The sequence below is a fragment of the Streptomyces sp. NPDC052012 genome, from assembly GCF_040689265.1.
In the GTDB taxonomy this organism is placed as follows: Bacteria; Actinomycetota; Actinomycetes; order Streptomycetales; family Streptomycetaceae; genus Streptomyces.
In genome coordinates this window covers 1-16,910 of the sequence record NZ_JBFAXA010000027.1, presented here as the reverse complement: position 1 = coordinate 16,910, position 16,910 = coordinate 1, and the positions used below count along the sequence as shown (strand labels likewise).

General features: G+C 67.7%; 14 protein-coding genes. 8 read left to right on the top strand and 6 right to left on the bottom strand.

The features are described from left to right. Positions 1 to 45: 45 nt before the first annotated feature. The 3 genes from AB0412_RS30530 to AB0412_RS30520 are packed head-to-tail and all read left to right on the top strand — an operon-like array spanning position 46 to position 4,599. The gene (locus AB0412_RS30530; protein WP_366405828.1) at positions 46 to 2,145 is read left to right on the top strand and encodes a hypothetical protein; all 2,100 of its coding nucleotides are present in this window, start codon (positions 46 to 48) and stop codon (positions 2,143 to 2,145) included. After that, positions 2,129 to 4,045: a hypothetical protein gene (locus tag AB0412_RS30525; RefSeq protein WP_366405827.1), complete on the top strand. Its 1,917-nt coding sequence runs from the start codon at positions 2,129 to 2,131 to the stop codon at positions 4,043 to 4,045. The genes AB0412_RS30530 and AB0412_RS30525 overlap by 17 nt, the downstream gene beginning before the upstream one ends. Further along, on the top strand, positions 4,042 to 4,599 hold the full coding sequence (locus tag AB0412_RS30520; protein WP_366405826.1) for a hypothetical protein: 558 nt from the start codon (positions 4,042 to 4,044) through the stop codon (positions 4,597 to 4,599). Before AB0412_RS30525 ends, AB0412_RS30520 begins: the two co-directional genes overlap by 4 nt. Positions 4,600 to 5,319: 720 nt before the next feature. On the opposite strand, the gene AB0412_RS30515 is transcribed toward AB0412_RS30520, so the two are convergent. From AB0412_RS30515 to AB0412_RS30505, 3 genes are read right to left on the bottom strand one after another with little or no spacing between them, the layout of a single operon-like run. Then, positions 5,320 to 5,847: a hypothetical protein gene (locus AB0412_RS30515; RefSeq protein WP_366405825.1), complete on the bottom strand. Its 528-nt coding sequence runs from the start codon at positions 5,845 to 5,847 to the stop codon at positions 5,320 to 5,322. Then, positions 5,844 to 8,033, bottom strand: a complete 2,190-nt coding sequence (locus AB0412_RS30510) for a hypothetical protein (protein ID WP_366405824.1) — start codon at positions 8,031 to 8,033, stop codon at positions 5,844 to 5,846. Before AB0412_RS30510 ends, AB0412_RS30515 begins: the two co-directional genes overlap by 4 nt. Continuing rightward, entirely contained in the window at positions 8,030 to 8,722 is a 693-nt protein-coding gene (locus tag AB0412_RS30505; protein WP_366405823.1) for a hypothetical protein, read from the bottom strand. The genes AB0412_RS30510 and AB0412_RS30505 overlap by 4 nt, the downstream gene beginning before the upstream one ends. A gap of 72 nt (positions 8,723 to 8,794) precedes the next feature. Here AB0412_RS30505 and AB0412_RS30500 point away from each other — a divergent pair, with 72 nt between their 5' ends. The 4 genes from AB0412_RS30500 (at position 8,795) to AB0412_RS30485 (ending at position 13,696) form a co-directional block, all read left to right on the top strand. Next, on the top strand, positions 8,795 to 9,553 hold the full coding sequence (locus AB0412_RS30500) for a hypothetical protein (RefSeq protein WP_366405822.1): 759 nt from the start codon (positions 8,795 to 8,797) through the stop codon (positions 9,551 to 9,553). Positions 9,554 to 9,756: 203 nt separating this feature from the next. Next, positions 9,757 to 11,019, top strand: a complete 1,263-nt coding sequence (locus AB0412_RS30495; protein ID WP_366405821.1) for an acyltransferase — start codon at positions 9,757 to 9,759, stop codon at positions 11,017 to 11,019. 597 nt (positions 11,020 to 11,616) lie between these two features. After that, complete coding sequence (locus tag AB0412_RS30490; protein WP_366405820.1) at positions 11,617 to 12,207, top strand: RICIN domain-containing protein; 591 nt, start codon at positions 11,617 to 11,619, stop codon at positions 12,205 to 12,207. 1,018 nt (positions 12,208 to 13,225) lie between these two features. Continuing rightward, positions 13,226 to 13,696: an RICIN domain-containing protein gene (locus AB0412_RS30485; protein ID WP_366405819.1), complete on the top strand. Its 471-nt coding sequence runs from the start codon at positions 13,226 to 13,228 to the stop codon at positions 13,694 to 13,696. 307 nt (positions 13,697 to 14,003) lie between these two features. Here AB0412_RS30485 and AB0412_RS30480 read toward each other — a convergent pair whose 3' ends face one another. From AB0412_RS30480 to AB0412_RS30470, 3 genes are all read right to left on the bottom strand, one after another. Further along, positions 14,004 to 14,969 (bottom strand): hypothetical protein, encoded by a 966-nt coding sequence (locus tag AB0412_RS30480; RefSeq protein WP_366405818.1) that lies wholly within the window; start codon positions 14,967 to 14,969, stop codon positions 14,004 to 14,006. Further along, the gene (locus AB0412_RS30475) at positions 14,966 to 15,499 is read right to left on the bottom strand and encodes a hypothetical protein (protein WP_366405817.1); all 534 of its coding nucleotides are present in this window, start codon (positions 15,497 to 15,499) and stop codon (positions 14,966 to 14,968) included. Before AB0412_RS30475 ends, AB0412_RS30480 begins: the two co-directional genes overlap by 4 nt. Positions 15,500 to 15,659: 160 nt before the next feature. Further along, a protein-coding gene (locus tag AB0412_RS30470; RefSeq protein ID WP_366405891.1) for an IS5 family transposase occupies positions 15,660 to 16,414 on the bottom strand; the annotation gives its coding sequence in 2 pieces (ribosomal slippage) (positions 15,660 to 16,135 and positions 16,135 to 16,414; 756 coding nt in all). A 24-nt stretch (positions 16,415 to 16,438) separates the two neighbouring features. Here AB0412_RS30470 and AB0412_RS30465 point away from each other — a divergent pair. Then, entirely contained in the window at positions 16,439 to 16,861 is a 423-nt protein-coding gene (locus tag AB0412_RS30465; RefSeq protein ID WP_366405816.1) for a hypothetical protein, read from the top strand. Positions 16,862 to 16,910: the final 49 nt, after the last annotated feature.

Below are 16,910 nucleotides of genomic sequence, written 5' to 3'. Positions count from 1 at the left end.
CATCGTCACGCGGGCCTCTCACATGCATCCTCCGAGGGCACGGACATGGATGAACAGGAAGACGCCGACGGTCGTTTCGTCAAGGCGGAGCGACTGCTGCAAGGGCTCGCCATGGCGCTGATGCGGCTCGGCGTGGAGCTCGACATCAGGGGTGCCGACAACAGCGACTGGCTGCTTCTCGTACGGCAGCTCTACGTGCTGAGCTCACTGGGCGAGCAACAGTTCGTCTCGATCGCTGGCGAGCAGGGTGCCGGCAAGACGCTGCTCGCTCGCAACCTCTATCCCCTCGCGGGCGATTGGCTTGAGGACAACACTGGCCTAGGTGAAAAGTGCCCGGTCGCCGTCGTCGAGCGGGCTGGTCTCCAGGAGCCGCGCGGGGTGGTGATCTTCCGGCGGCCTGGCGCACACGCGGAGCGCAGCGGCCAGTTGGTGGAGCGGCGGTACTACTCCGCCGAACAACGTGAGGAGTGGCGTCGGCATGTGAAGAGCCAGGATGCCCGTGTACTGCTCACCCAGCTCGAAGTCCCGCTGAGCTTCTGGCAGCTGGAGGGCACCGGGTTTGTGCTGCTGCCCGGCCTGGAGCGGGGCCGGGCCCAGGAACAGTGGCAGGAGCTGATGAAGATTGTCTTGGCCACCAGTCCGGCTGCCCTCCTTGTCGCCGACGAACGCCGGCTGGCCAACGCTGGACAGCCCGAGCTGTTGAACCTGCTGCGCCGGGACGAGGACGAGCTGCGCCTGGTAGTGGCGGTGACCCGATGCGAGGCTTCCACGCCTGAGGCGATTGAGGAGCGCACCGCTCGCGCGGTGGAGGTGTTCGGGGTCGACCCGGTGGACGTCGTACCCGTGGGCAAGGACGGCAGCAGCCCGAAGGGCTGGATCGATACGCTCAGGGCGCGCATCGACGCCAAGCGCGGAAGCGCCCGGGACAGCCGGCGGCTGGAGACCGACCTGATGCGTGTGCTGATCCGGCGGGATCTGGCGGGTGTCCTCAGATCGGCGAAGGCGGCACGTGACCGCAAGGCCCTGGACAGCGAGGTCGCCGAGCAGATCAAGGGTCTGCTGGACGAGTTCGACAAGGCCTGCGACGGGTTGCGGCGCGCGCTCACACCCAAGGTGGCCGAGCACTACGGCCGGCACATGGATCGGGCTTCGACCATGTTGGCGAAGCTGTTGCAGGACAGTGGCGGGTGGAAAGAGAGGAAGAAGCGCACCGAAGAGACTCTCCGGCTGCGCAGGAACGAGCGCGACGGCCGCTTGGCCGAGCTGGTGCGGCAGGCGTGGATGACTCCCGCGGAGTCGGAGAAGCCGGGGCTGCCTGGGCCCAACGCCGCCTATCTGGGCAGCATCGAGGCGACCGTCCAAGTGCAGCGCCAGATCTATCTGGGGGCTTTCACCGGGTCGCTCACCCAGGGCCGTCTCGGCCGCGATGTCGCGCTGGTCCTGACGGGCCGGCCGCCCGTCGACGCCGCCGATGCGCAGCCGGACGACACGCGAAGCGTCGACTCACCCGCCGTGAACGTAGGTGGACGACTCGTCGAGGCCGTAAAGGCGCTGCCTTGCATGACACTCGACGCCCGGGCCTTCGCGGTTGGCGAGCTCGCGATGCCCGACGGCACACTGGAGACGACCAAGTCACCCGAAGAGCTGTCGCACCTGCTTCGGGGTCTCGCGGACGAGCGCAAGGCGCTGCTGGGCACCGTCGGCCTCCTGTTGGGCACGGACCGGTTTGTCGACGAGGACATCGACCTGCTCGCGAATGTGGGACAGCTCTCAGCGGGCCTGTTCGCTGGGGGCATGAAGACGGCCGGGCTGAGCGCGACAGCCTCGACCCTGCTGCTCACCGCGCTCGGCGCTGGTGTCGTCGGCGCTACGCTCCTCAATGCTTTGAACCACACGATGGAGGAGCGCGACCGTCTGGCCCAGTCGCTGCTGGCCCGGCATCGGGAGGCGGCGGAGCGGCAGGTGCTGGAGAACGTGGACGAACTGCTGCGCGTGACCCGGGAAATCCTGCAGTCCCGGCTGCAGCGGGCGCTAGGGGCGGACAACGAACTCAACCGCCAGTTCCGGCTGGTGTCGGCCACAAGTGCGGTGGAGAGCTACCGCGAGCGGATGCTGGAAGCGCTCGGGCATGACGAACTCGGCTGACCTCGACCGGCTGCGCTGGTCGTGGTCGGCCGAGGCCGTCGCCTGGTTGCGGGCCAGGCTGCGGGGCGTGGACGAAGCGCTGGAGCAGTCCGACCTCGCCCATGTCATGGTGCTTGGAGACTCCCAGGTGGGCAAGACGACGCTGCTGCTGAGGCTGCTCGGCGTGACGGACCCGGAGATCGCGGCCGAAGCAGCCGTCCCCTTGCGGGCCGGGCGGGGCCGCGGCCGGTCGGCGACGCCTGTGCCCATCCGATACCAGTGGTCCGGGGACCCGGACCACTGGTCCCTGGCCTACGACGACCCATGTGACGCGCCCGGGGCCAACCGCGGGACCGCCTGGCTGACCTCTGAGCAACTGGAGGAACGGCTGGGGTCGTTCCGGACCGGTGCCACGGGAGATCAGCTGCGCTGGGAATCACATGCCCGGCCGCTGGAGATCGGGCTGCCCGGCCGCTACGCGGGAACCGAGCCGAGAACGGACCTGCGGATCTTCGACCTGCCGGGGCTGCACAGCGCCGGGACCGAGGAGCAGGAGGCAGCCAAGAGCCTGCTGGCCGTTTACGCCCCCGTCGTGGACCATGTCGTGTTCGTGGTGTCGGCGGACCAGTTCGCCGAGATGGTGCGAGACCCGGCGATCACCGAGAACCCCTTCCTGCTCGGCTGGGGGGAGCAGGCGCACCGCTTCAGCATGGTGTTCACCAGGGCGTTCAGCGGTGACAGCGTGCGTAGGCACCTGCACGCGGCGCTCGGCGAGCCTGGCTCCCCCGGCTGGAGCCGAGACCGGATCGTCGCGGCCGTCCAGGAGCACTTCGCCGACCAGTTGCTGGTGTCCGAGCTTCCCTCGGTCGCTCCGAACGCCCTGTTTCCAATCGAGATCGGCGAGTCCTGGCAGGAGTTGCTGGACAGCGCCCCCCACTACGCCGAGGCGGTGGCCCCCGTCTGTGACGAGCTGCTGCGGCGACTGAGCGACACCGTCGCTCGCTACTCCGACCCAGACCGCAGGCATCTGGCCGCGCCCGAAATCGCCGCCAGGGTCGAGATCGTCGTACAACACAACGCCAGACGCCGTAAGCAGGCCCTAAACACTGCGGCGCAGGCCCGACGGCGGGCCAAGCACGCGCACAAGGAGGCGCTCACCTTCGTGGACCGGGCTCGGGCGGCCGCGAAGACCGCTCGCCAGAGGACCAAGGCGCTGCGGAAAAGCCTGAAGAGGCTCGCCGAGTGGCCGATCGCCTACGCCCGCCCGGCCGCGCCAGAGATGAAGGGCAATCTAGTCCGCGCGAAGCAGGAGGAGGAGCGCGCCGCCTGGACGGAGGCCGCCCGCAGGGCATGGACCGATTGGCGGGAAACCCTCCAGGAACCGGCAGTGCCACGACAGCCGCCACACGACCTGAGCACCCGGATACGGAAAAAGTACGATAAGCTATGCAACTGCTGCGAACTGTGCGACGAGAGGTGGTTGAAACGCCTGTTCCGGGAATCGGACCCACCGGACCACTGCTACGAGAAGATGGCCGGCGTCGGCACGCTCATGCCGACCTGGATCCGGAAGACCCTGTGCACGCACGCCGGTTCGGCGACGACCCGGCTGGCCCAAAACGAGGCCGATGCCGAGCAGCAGTGCGCGGTCGCGTCCCGGTACGCCGATCAGACCGCCGAGGCACTGGCCCACGCGGACATCGAGTTGGACGACTTGCTCGAACGGGTGGCCGCGGAACAGGCCGAGGACGCGGCCAACCTCACAGTGGCCCGGTCGGTACGGGCTATTCACAGCCAGAGAAATGAGACGTACGTCCAGCACTTGCTGGACCGGGCGGCACAGTCGGACGGTGACGAGCGGTCCTGGCTCTTCCTCGCCGCCTTGCGCGGGATCCACGATCTGAACCGGATGTTTCCATGACCGATGAGCCCTCCGCTGCCGAGCCGCTGTGGGCCTCTTTCCAGGATGTTGTCGAGCAGCTAACCGGACCGCTGGCCGCAAGTACGGTCGAGCGGGTCGCCGAAGAGGTGGGGCGGCTCGACAAGTCCCTGGCAGAGCTAAGGAAGGACCTGAGCGGGCTGGCCGTCGAGCAGGATGACGCTGCCCGCGCGCTGAAGAAGCAACAGGAGGCGCTGATCCGGGAGAACCAGCAACTGCGTTGCCAACTGGAGGCCCTCAAGAACGACTTGGCCGAGCAGCTGAAGCTGAGCCACGAGGCGCAGTCGGCCGCTGCGCGCGAAGACACGGCCGGTGTTCTCCGTGAGGTGAGCCGGGCGGTCGAGGAGGCCCGGTCATCCGCGACAGTGCTTGAAGCGGCAGTCGGTGAACGGCTGGCCCGGCTCCGCGCGTCGTGGGCCGCTGACGTCGAGGCCCTGCGCGCCGGTCAGTCCGCCACCCATCGGCTCGCGAGGGTCACGGTGATGCTGCTCTCCCTGGCGCTCGTCCTTGGCGTCGTCGGAGTCGTTCTGCGGTGACCGATGCCACCAGTCGTGCTCGATGAACAGCAGTGCGCTGCGCTGACGCACTGGCACACCGATACGGCCTGTTCCGTGGCTAGGGTGAACGGCCCGCACCGATCTGCAAGAGGTGTCCAGTGTGTCCATAAGCCCCCAGGAGATGAAGACAGTTGAGCCAAGTCGCGGTCGTTGTGCGCTGTGAATCCCCCTACGTTGGTGGACAGGAGTCAGACGAATGCGCGAGGGAAGATGCGCGACGCGGGGGCGCGGGACCGAAAGATTGGCTTCCTGACGAGGGACCTCGGTGAGGAGATTGCCAGGATCGGCTCGGACCGCCGATGCTGCGGCCCTACCCCAAGAGCCGGATTGTGCGTGTGCGTCCTCGTCGGGCATGTGCCCCGACGTCGGCGGGCAGCCAGCGGTGTGTGAAATTTGTGGTGTCGCTTCGGTCGCCGGGCCGGACGCGGTCAACGGCAGGGAGCGCGTGGTGACGCGGCCGGGGTGGGGTTCGTCGTGCTGCTGGACACCACGCTGCTGGTGACCTCGTCATCTTCAACAAGTTGGCGGCGCCCGCGAGCGTGGCTGGGGCTTTGCGGGTACGGCGCCGGCCGTCAGCCCGGCTAGTCGCCACTGGTCTGCTCGTCCTCATCAAAGGAGGCGCCTTCGACCTGTTGAGGTTCGGCGCACGAGGGCCAACAGCGCCAGTCGGTGCCGCCGCCAGCGTTGGAGGACACGGCCCTACGGCGGCAGCCGTCGGCTGGCGAGGTCCGGAACACCGACGCGTGCGGCCAGCTGCTGTTCGAGGGCCTCGTTGGTCTCCCTGAGGCGGTGGTTCTCGATCTCCAGGACCTGAACGATCCGGACCCGGAGCCTGGCCTGGGAGCGCAGGTCGTCGCGTTCGGCGCGGACGCGCGCCAGGTCCTCTTGCTGCTTGCGGCTGCGGGGCCGCGCGGCTTCGGAGACCAGTTCGGGGATTTGGTCGCGGGCCTTGACCAGGGCATAGAACAGGTCCTTGAGTCCGGTGTGCTTGTGGGTGAGTTTGTTGCGCCGCAGCCCCGCCTCGACGGCGAGGGAGACGATGGTCAGCTTGCCGTCGGAATGCAGCGGGGCACCGATCAGCAGGCGCACCATGGCGTCGGTGATGGCCAGGACCTCCGCGGCGTCCTCGGTTTGGCTATCGGTGGGTGCGTGGGCGAGGGCCTCGCCCACGATCCGGGCCAGGTCCGCCGCGCGGTTCGTGTCGGCGTCAGGGGCTGGTGCGGTCATCGCAGTTCCTGGGTGTCGAGGCCGGCCGGGGGCTGTGCTTCATGGCGTCGGATGATCTCGGTGAGGAGGGCTTTGCGCTGCTGCTCGCGGGCCGCGATAGGGTAGGGGTCGAGGTCGGCTTCGGCATCGGCGTCGATCCGGGTGACCTCGCGGCGCAGGGCGACGATCTGGCTGTCGGTGCGGCTGATGTTCGTGCATGCGGGATGGCAGCGGGAGTGGTTGGGGGTCGCCTGGTCTCCATCGCGTGAGCGGCCGCGGTCCGGGTTGCACAGGGCGGTAAACGCGTCGTGATTGCAGGTCAAGAAGGCCTTCGGGTCTTCGTAGACCTGGAGGCGGGGGTTGGCGACCAGCGCCCGCAGTTCCCGCTTGCCGAGGTAGGTTCCGGCGTAGCGGTTGGAGAACTCGGCGGCCGCGGCGCGGTAGCGGTCGGCAGCCGGTCCGGTGACCTTCTCGCCGGCGGCGATGCGCTCGCCGGCCTCGGTGAGCGTCTCGGCCAGAGCCATGCCCTTCTCCTGATCTAGGACCTCAAGCATGTCGGCCTTTGAGCGGCCGGCGTATGACTCGCTCATGGCGGTGGCCGCGTGGCCGTACTGCACTGCGAGGGCGATCCGGCCGCCGGGTTGGCGATAGATGAACCAGGCAATGGTTCGGCGGAAGCGGCGCAGCGCCACGGCGCCATCGGGGTCGGCGGGGATAAGCTCGTGGGTGCGGCCATGGGCAGCGGCGAGCTGGTTGGCCCACGCGGTGAAAGCGCGGATCCGCTCGACGGCGGCGTCGGAGGACAGCTGGGTGCGTGTCTCGATCGTGCGCCGGGCGCCACGGAAGAGGGTGCGAGTGAACAGCAGCTCGCCTTCTTCGAGTTCTTCGGCGACGGCGATGGCTCGGGCGACGGGCTCCAGCACGACCCAGGGGTCCGCGCGCATTTCGCCCTCGGGGATCGCGTTGCCGTCCTCGTCCAGCACGCCTTTGAAGTGCTGGCCTCTCACCTCGAAGCGCACGGTGCCGTCGCTGCGCTCGGTGCGGCTGCAGCAGCCGCGGCGCAGGGCCAGGACCTCCTCGGGCCGCATGCCGGACAGGTAGGCGCAGCAGATCAGCGCGGCGGTGGACAGGTGCAGCACCAGGGTGTCAACGTCGTCGAAGCCGATGGCCGGCGTCCATAGGGAGTTGCCGATCCGACCGGAGATCGGCACGTCGAGGGCCGCGCCGGGACCGAAATGCTCGGGCCCCAGCTCGATGTTTAGGGTGCCGCGAGCCCGGGAGACCTGCCCGAGGGTGACGCCAAGGGTGCCGGCCAGGAAGGTGCTGGCCATCGGCGGCAGTGTGCCGGGGTAGCGGGCGGTCACGGCGGTGGCAGCAGGGCCGGTGCTGGTGGGCAGCCGACGGCCGACCGCGAGCAGGCTGAGTAGGTGGGTACGGACGGTGTCGGTGCCGCCGGGGGCGGCCCGGGCGGGGATGGCAGCAAGCAACCGGCGGTGCTCTTGGGCGGCGGCCAGGATGTCTCCTCCGAGGTCCAGGACCGTGCGCAGCGCCCATACCAGCAGCGGGGACATGACGGCCGGGTGGACGATCGGGATGTTGTTCTCCCCATCGGGGGCGTCGTCGTTGGTGCCGAGAAAGTCGGACATGACCGCGGCCGGGTCCTCCCACGGAGGCATGACCAGACGGTCGCGTTCGGGCAGGTAGGGCGCGTAGGCCCACAGGCGGGAAACAACGCCGAGGGCCCTCTGGTCGGTGCGCCAGCGCCGTCCGGCAGTTCGAAGGTGTTCGGCGTACGCCTGGAGGTCTTCGGCGGTGGCCTGGCACAGTTCGGTCACACCTCGCAGGGCGAGCCACCGGGCGAAGCCCACCCAGAGGAGGAAGTACCGGCGTAGGCTGGACGGTTGAGTCTGAGAGCGGGAGGCCCGTTGCTGGAGCAGCACGGCCGGTGTCGGCACGTGGAGCTCGGCGAAGGCCGCGCGCATCAGGGCAGCGCGCAACATGGTAGGGCACCGGCTCCAGTCGATGACTAGGGAGCGGACTGACTCCTTGCGGTTCATCAAGGACAGCCGCCAGGTGAGGTCGCCGAAGCGCGGCAGTTGCAAGGGATTAACGCCCGGCCGTATACGGGCGAAGGGCAGCACGAAGGTGTCGGGCGCCGGGTCGATCAGGCCGGGCTCGGCCGGTTCGGCGGAGGCGGGTGTGGTCACGGGTCGAGCCTCCTGTCCAGCATGCGGTGGATCAGCTCCCGGTCCTGCTCGATGGCTGCGGCGACAAGACGAGATCTGCTGTCGGTGGTGGTGTAGGTGGACAGGAAGTCGCCGATCCGGGCGTGATGGCCCGCCCAGTCCGCTGCCCATACCGCGGGCGTCACCGCAGAGCGCAGCGACTCCAACGCCTGGTGGAGGTAGGCGATACGGGGCAAGTCCCGGCCGGTGGCAACCGCGTTACGGCAGGCGAAGCACAGCAGGAACGACACTGCACACGGCGTCTCGGCGACTTGGTGGTCGGAGTTGAGATAGTCCGCGCACGAGGCAACCGGGGTGCTCTGTCGGCCGGACACGATCCGGCGCGCCACCTCGATGCCGACCCCGGTCTCCTTCGCCACCAGCTCCGCGTCCACCCCGGCATCGCCGTCGGCCTGGCCGACCATGCGCATGGCCACCGTCTGTCGGGCAGAGCGCACCGCCTGTGCGAGCCCAGCCTCCACCGCGTCGCGGGATGCGTCGCGGACGTCGTCGTCGAGGAGCTGGTAATCCCGCTCGTGGGTGCCCTGGGTGTTGTTCCGCGCCCGGCCGTGGTGCGCCTGGGCGCTGTGCCGCAGGGCCTGGCCTTGGCCGCCTGACCCGCACCCCAACTTCGGCGGGCCCCGACCTCTCGTCCAGGGCCCGCCGATCACCCCCGCCACTCAGGTGCGGCAACGCCTGAATGACGGCTCCACCGACTCAGCTAACGAGACGGAGCCCCGCCCATGTCCCACAAGACCAACCGCGGCCGCCGACCCCTCACCGTCCGGCGGCACGTCGTCCAGTTCAGCGGCGGCATCGGGTCCTTCGCAGCCGCTGTCCGTGTCGCACGGAAGTACGGCACCCGCAACCTCACCCTTCTGATCGCCGACACAGGCATCGAGGACGACGACCTGTGGAGGTTCGCCGACGACACCAGCTGGCTTCTCGGCGTTCCGCTGACGAAGGTCGCCGACGGGCGCACCCCCTGGGAGGTGTTCCGCGACGTCCGCTTCCTCGGCAACGACCGGCTGGCGCCCTGCACACGTCTGCTCAAGCAGGTGCCGTGCCGGGAATGGATGGATGAGCACGCCGACCCCGCCGACACGCTGGTGTACGTGGGGATCGAGAACACGCCGCGCGACCGCGCCCGGATCCCGGCGATCGCCCGCAACTGGAAGCCCTGGATCACGCGCTTCCCGCTGTGCGGGAAGCGGGAGCCGATCCGGACCAAGGAGCAGCTCCTGGAGGAGGCGCGAGCCCTGGGCGTCACACCGCCCCGCATGTACGAGCTCGGCTTCTCCCACAACAACTGCGGGGGCACGTGCGTGCGCGCGGGTCAGCGCCAGTGGAAGCACCTTCTGCAGGTCCTGCCCGAGCGGTACGCCTACGCCGAGGAGCAGGAGGAGGAACTGCGAAAGTTGCTCGGCGACGTCAGCATCCTGCGCGCCCGCCGCGGCGGCAAGAGCCGGCCCCTCCCGCTGAGCCTGCTGCGCGAACGGTAGGCAGAGCCGACTAAAGCCGAGCAGGGCCGCTGGCTGCCCCGGTGGGCATACGACCCCATCGTTTTTGGCCGTAATCGGAGACGATCAGGACGGACTTGAACACCGACGCAGGAGGTCACGTGAACATGGGCATGGATCCCTCTAGTCCCGCCCCTCCGCGACCGATGCGATCACTGTCCGTGTCGTTGCGATCACTTAAAGGCATGTCGTCGGCTCCTGTATCGCGGTTGGCCTGGCTCGACGCGCTGCGCGGGATCGCGGCACTCGTTGTGGTGTTCGACCACTCGTCGTACTCGTTCATGGCGGAGTTCCGGCGGCAATTGATACCGGAGTTCAACACCAGCCGGTACGGCATCATGGTGTTCTTTCTCGTAAGCGGTTACATCATCCCCGCTTCGCTGGAGCGCCGGGGGTGCGTCCGGACCTTCTGGGTCGGACGGTTGTTCCGCATCTACCCGTTGTGGGCCGCGGTTGTTACCGCATTCCTCGCCGCTAACCTGTTGGGTCTTGCGCAGGTCCGCGAGTTCGGCAGCCAGGGCACGGCATCGGTGGCAGTTGCCCATATCACCTTGCTCCAAGAGCTGCTGGGAACCCCCAATCTGCTTCTTGTCCTGTGGACTCTGTCGTATGAGATGGCCTTCTACTTGCTGGTCGTTGCTCTCTTCTCTGTCCGCATGCACCAGCGGTCTGCTGAGGTCGCTTTCGCTTTGGCGATGCTCGCCGCCGTGAGCGTGGCGATAGGCAGCACGGTGCCCGTAGCTGCTCTTTCGGACTCGGTCGGCACCGACCTGCTGGTGGTCGCCGCTGGCTGCGCCATGGTGGTAGCCATCGGCTGTGCGAGTTCCGGGTTGCCCGTACTCCGCGTGTTCGGTGCCGTGTTGGGTGGTGTGCTGGCGCTGGTACTGGTCGCTTTCAACGGTGCAGTGCCTACGTGGGAAGGGCTGGTGATCCTTGCCGTGATGTTCCTCGGCACCGCCATGTATCGGGCCGAGAGCGGCAAGACGACCTGGTGCTACGCCGCATGCACTGCAGTCGTGGTGGTGGCGTGCGCGGTGGGGAGTGCCTATCGTTTCGGGGACGGGGACCATTTCACACGGCGTGCTTGGATCCTGTCGTTCCTGTTGGCGGTGCTCACGTTCGGTATAGGACTGGCCTTGCGTCGGCGACGGATACCGCGATGGCTGGCCTGGCTGGGAACCATCAGTTATTCGGTCTACCTGGTGCACCCGGTGCTGCTGGCGATCTCTGACGGAACTATCGGCAGGTGGCAGCAGGACAATCCCGCTCTGGCGGTGGCGTTCTACGCTGTGCTGCTGCCCTTGTGCGCGCTGACCTACCGATACGTCGAGGCGCCGGGACAAGCCCTGGGCAGGAAGCTGGCGCGCCGCCCGCGCCGCCAGGACGAGGACTCGGTCCACGCGGGTGCCCCATCCCCGCCAAGGGCACCGGACGCCGACGACCGATGAGATGCGATACGGCGCCTTCCAGGCGGGATGAGCAACTGTCGGGCCAGCTCGAGAAGCAGGGCCCTCGAAAAACCGTCCAGGAGGTCCAAGCAAGGCTTCGCGTACACCGCCGTTTCGCCGGGATAGATCCCGAAGGCAAGCTTCCGGTCGGCAGCGATCCCCGCGCACTCTGCCATCTCGCATACCAAGGACTGAGTCCACGGGCCTGCCCAGGACTCCGCGCCATGTGACCAACTGTCCATATACCTGTCGCCTTGAGCTGTGGGCGGCTCGAACGCTCAGCCCTCTTGGTCTACCTCGTTCACTCGTGCGGATCTTGTCCGCGACGGTCGTGCTCTTGTGCTGTGCCGCACCCGAGACCGGGTGCGGGCGGCTTGTGCAGGGGATGACCCGGATAACACACATCGATCCAGCCGGCCGGGGTCCGACTGCCACCTGAACCTTGCGACTCGCGAGTGTCGAGCAGACATGACGGCGATCCCTGGTCTCGTCATGACACAGGTCCAGGACCCGCTTTCCGCCATCACATCGGTTATGCGCATGTCAAGTAGGCGCTTTCAGTCTAAGTGATCGAACGTCCTAGCGAAATTGCCTCGCGTGCTGATTGAGTTCTCCACGCAAGATCAGCAGAGTCCAGGCAAGGGGTATGTCATGCGCGCAACACAAATGAGGAACGCCGGCGCGGCGATACTGGCAGTAGCACTCCTGGCGGTGGCCAGTCCAGCGGTCGCTGGCACACCGTCGCCCCAGAACAGTGAACCGTCGTCGCCCCTCCTGGCCGGCGCTGCGCGGCTCCAGAACCTCAAGTCCGGGAAGTACCTGCAGGCTGTGAGCACCGCCAACGGGGCCGCAGTTGTCCAACAGCCCTACGAAGGCACTGGCCTGCAGACGTGGGAAACCTGGACGTTCGACGGCTACTTCACGTTCGAGAACTTCTCGGCGGGGCGTAACCTCGGCATTGACGGCGCCAGCACCGCGTCGGGCGCGGGGGCCATCATCGCGAACGGGTCCAGCGATCTGAACCAGGACTGGGACAGAGAATTCCTCAACGGCGACTACTTCAGACTGATCAATCGCAAGAGCGGCAAGTGTCTGGGTATCTCAGGTGCCAGTACCGCCAACGGTGCACGAGCTGCGCAGTTCCCCTGCGACGGGTCGGCCAACCAGTCATGGCGGTCGCTTAGTTGAACGGCAGGTTGTCGAGGCCTTCCGGGCGTCGCTCCTGTCATGTACGGTCCGATGCTCGACTGAGGCCTGCTTCGCACCCTCGTGAGCTAGTCGGCGTGCTGATGTAGCTGCTCTCTGTTCGACGGGGCAGGATCGTGGAACCTGTCACTTAGGTGCCGACGCACGCTGAGGCGTGGCCCAAGGCCGTCAGCCTGGATGTGCTGCTCCGGAACGTCGGTGACCCGCGGACGGGATGCTGAACGCGCGAGGGCCTTCTGAGTTCGCTGTGCAATGGCGACATCTGCTACACCGCCCGCAGGAGGCCCTCGCCTTCCCGTAAGGCCCCCGCTGACGTCGACCGATCGCCTTCGGCCCGATGCGTGACGGCTGGCGCTGGACCCCTCGCAGGCCAATCCCCACGCGCTGGCCCGCAGCCGGCAGCATGTGACGACTAGGACGCGTCGACACCCGCCACCCGGCGAGGGATCTCCCTGCGGCGTCGGCATGTAGGGCTCTTGGCGAACTCGCCGCTCCTGGTGCTGTAGTACGTGCCGAGCTGGTCCTCGAGCTCCTAGAGCCACCGGTCCGACGGCACGTTGCTGCAGCAGGCCTCGGAGCAGGAGTGCGAGAACGAGTCAGCCAGCATCTGGGGCATGCCAACGAACTCGATGTCGGCAAGGGAAGTCACGGCTCAGGGTCCTTACCATAACCAGCACCACCAGCCGACCCTGCCGTGGCAGCGGTGACGGGCCTGCCGTTGACGATTGCCAGATCAGTGCACGCCGGAGTCCGCAGGGCACAACATGCACTCGTCAAGTATGGCCTTTCAGCCGAGTTGTTCGAACACTGTAGCGAACTCAGCGTAAAGCCTGATTGAGTGCTCTCAGCAACATCAACAGCACCGAATGCAAGGAGACATAGCATGCGTATCAGACGAACCAGGAATGTTGTCGGGGCGGTTCTGGCTGGTGCACTGTTGGCAGCGGTCAGTCCCGCAGTCGCGGAGACCCAGTCCTCGAAGAGCGGCGACCATGGGCCCGTGGCGATCCGCGACGTCAAGTCCGCGACCTCGGATGCCAAGTCCGCAGAGGCGGTCGCCTGGTACGGCATCCGGAACGTCAAGTCCAAGAAGTTCCTGCAGCCGTTAGGCGGCAGCGGCGCCAACGGCACCAAGATCGTTCAGCAGCCGTTCAACGCCGACTCCTTGACGCAGTTGTGGACGCGCGTCCCGGACGGCAACTACCTGACCTTCCAGAACTACTCGGGCAGGAACCTGGGTATCGACGGCGCCAGCACCTCGGCAGGCGCGGTAGCCATCCTGGCGAACGGTTCCGGCGATCTCAACCAGGACTGGCAGCAGATCGCACGCAACGACACCGTCTTCGAAATGAAGAATCGCAAGAGCGGCTTGTGCCTGGGCATTTCGGGTGCGAGCACCGCAAACGGCGCGCAGGCCGCCCAGTTCCGCTGCGACGGGTCCGCCAATCAGGGCTGGGAGTACTTCCAGTAAACAAAGCTGGGCCGTAACGCCCTGACAGACTGGTCACCGACGGCCTGGGCCCCGGAGTTCCGCCTTCGTCGGAGGTGAACCTCTTCAGGCTGACCCTGACCGAAAGCTGCTCACAATCTTGCCAAGGGGCTGTCCGGGCGCGGCCCGGGCGGCCCCTCCTGACGCTTGGACGTCGCTTCCTGAGGTTCGTGTTGTTGACCGGCCAGGTTGGTGTCAGTGCGGTGTGACAGCCTCCGGGGCATGAGCTACGACCTTGCTGTCTGGGAAGGCGAGAGGCCGGCAGATGACAAGACCGCCGGCCAGGTCTTCAGCGACCTGTACGACCGCTACATCGACGGTGGGGGCGGGCACTCGGCGTGGGTTCGGTCGTGGGCATCAGGAAGGTTCCCTTCAGCGGGCCTGCGCTGGACTTGTGCTGAGCTGTCGTCGGACGGACGCCCGATGGATACGGGCCCCGTGGCCGCACTGGTTCGCGGGGCTGGCCGGCGTCGGCTGTGCCGGGCCCGGTGGCGGTGCGTTGCAGGAGCTGGGCAACCTGGTCGACGAGTTGGAGCATCAGCCGCTCTCGGTTGATGAGTTCGGCGGGGGCGGAGTGGGTGCCACGGGTTGTCTGGAGCAGGTCCGCGGCGTCCCACAGCAGGTTGTGACCGGTCTCGGCCGAGCGGCGCAGTTCGTAGCGGTCATTGCCGGTGGCGGCCTGGACGAGGTAGGTGTGCAGGGCGGCGAGGCGCTGCAGGTAGGGGACGGCATCGTCGCCTTCGACGCTGCGGACGTGTTCGCGAGCCCGGGCGTCGAGTCGGCCGGGCAGGTGCTCAGCGAGGATCGGAGCGAGCAGCATCGCCGGCAGGACGACATCGACGGGGATGCCCTGGGCTATGGCGGACAGGCCGGCGGCCAGGCTGATGAGGGCAATGACGGCGGCGGAGAACCGCAAGGACCCGGGAACGGGTGACAGGGCGATGCGCTGGGCGGGACGCCTGGTCAACCAGCGCAGGGCCAGGCGGTGCACGCGGGTCGCGCCCGGGGGGAGCACCCCGATCTGCAAGGGAATCTCGGGCGGGCTGCCGTCGCCGGGAATGGTCCAGGCGAACCAGCCCCAGCCGGTGCGTTCGTGGACGATGACGACTTCGCAGGCGTCCGAGCAGGTGTGGTCGCGGATGTGGCCGGTCCGTAGGGCGCGGGAGTGTTCCTTCTCCCACTGCCCAGGATCTCGGGGGAAGGGACGCTCGTGGTGCGCGCCGGCGGAGGGTGAGGGGCGGAGGGTGTCCGTCACGGGCTGCTTCCTTCTGGGTCTGTCAGAGCGGAGGCGCACGTGGTGCAGCGGCCGTCGCCGTCGGGGTGGGCGCGCCGGGGAGTGGGGCCCGGGCAGGTGCGGCACAGCGGCCAGCCGAGGCAGGCCGGGCAGAGGTCTTCGCCGGGAGCGGTGCCGGGCACGCCGCAGCCGGCGCATTCGACGAGAGCCCGGTAGGTGAGGGCCTCGCTCACCGTGCGCGCGGCGGCGGAGTCGCCGGATCGCCGCGGCGGTGGGTCGTCCCAGGCGGGTGCGTCGTGGTGATCGGCCACGATGGCGGGCGGGTAGGCCTGAGCGGCACGGAGTCGGGCGGCGATGATCGCGCCGACGGTGGTCCGTACCGGGTTGGGCAAGGGCCGGTCGGCGATGACGTGCAGCAGCTGCTCACGGCTCCAGCCAGCTTCCAGCATCACGGTCACGACGCGGCCTTGATCGGTGAGGGCCTTGCCGGTCAGCAGTAGCTCGGGGCCTTGTGCCCCGAGGTCGAGCAGCAGTCGGATGCCTGAGGGCATCTCATCCGCAGTGGGCGACGTGGGCAGAAGCTTCGGTGTTGCCTGCTGGTCCTTCCGTCCAGGTTCCGGCGCGGCGCCGCTGCTGCCGCACGGACGGAGGGGTCTAGTCTTCTGCTTCTTGGTCTTCTTTCTGTTGGTGTTCTTAGAGCTCGTAACACGATCATGGGCGGGCCTTCATGAGGCGTCTCCAGCAGATGAGGCTGCAGGCCAGTGAGACGAGGGCGTCGTGCAAATCAAGGCGTCGTTCCCAGCGGACGGCCAGGCGCTTGAAGTGGTGCAGGAGCGAGAAGGTCTGCTCTACGACATAGCCGAGCTTTCCCAGGCCCTGGATGTTCGGGGCGCCCTTGCGGGAGATCACCGGCAGGATCCGGCGCCTGCGCAGTTCACGGCGGTTGGGCTTGCTGTCGTAGCCCTTGTCGCCGAGCACGGCGTCCGGCCGGCGCCGGGGGCGACCGGGCTTGCCGGCCACGGGCGGGATGCTGTCGACCAGGGCAAGGGTCTGGGTGACGTCGTTGACGTTGGCCGCAGTAGTGATGACCTTGAACGGGGTGCCTCTGCCGTCGCAGATCAGATGGTGCTTACTGCCCGTCTTCCCGCGGTCGACCGGTGACGGGCCGGCTGCTTCACCCCCTTTTTCGCGCGGATGTGGGAGGCATCCACGCAGGCCCGGGACCAGTCCAGCTCGTCGGCCGCGTGCAGCTCGGCGAGCAGGAGACGGTGCAACTGGTCGAAGACGCCGGCCTCGTGCCACCGGCCCAGCCGGCGCCAGCAGGTCTGGCCGGAGCCGAACCCCAGCTCCGGTGGCAGCAGTTGCCAGCTCACGTCGTTGTAGAGCACGTACAGGATGCCCTGCAGACACAGCCGGTCGTCCACCGGCTTCGGGCCGGGCGCCTTCTGCGGCCAGGGCGGCAGCAGCGGTAGATCAAGGAGGTGTGCTCAGTGTCAGCTCTGCGTGACTGGGTTGACCGCATCCTTACGGGCTCGCGAGGGACGCCTCCGCCGACGCCCGAGGGAGAACCGGCGGAAGCTGAGGCTGCCGAGTTCGGCGCCCCGGAAGTGGCAGCCGTGGAGGATTATCCGGCCGCCATTGCAGCGTATCGTCAGTGCGCTCAGTGGCTCACTGCTGCAATCGCCGCAGTCGCTGCCGTCTTCGTTGCAGGGCTGCAACTGTCCGTGCTGCAAGACTTGACCGTGGAGCGCGCCGTGCTGGGGTTCTTAGCGGCCGCTGTTGTGGTGGGCTGCGCCGGCTACATCATCAGCCGCGCTGCCAACGTTCTTTCTCCCGCAGAAATTACTATGGTGCAGTTGGCTCGAGACAGTGAGCTTCTTCGAGTTGGCCATCGATCAGGTGATGACTTGTGAGGCGCAACGAGCGAGGCCCCCGGGCTGTTGATCGAGATGTCTGACGTCT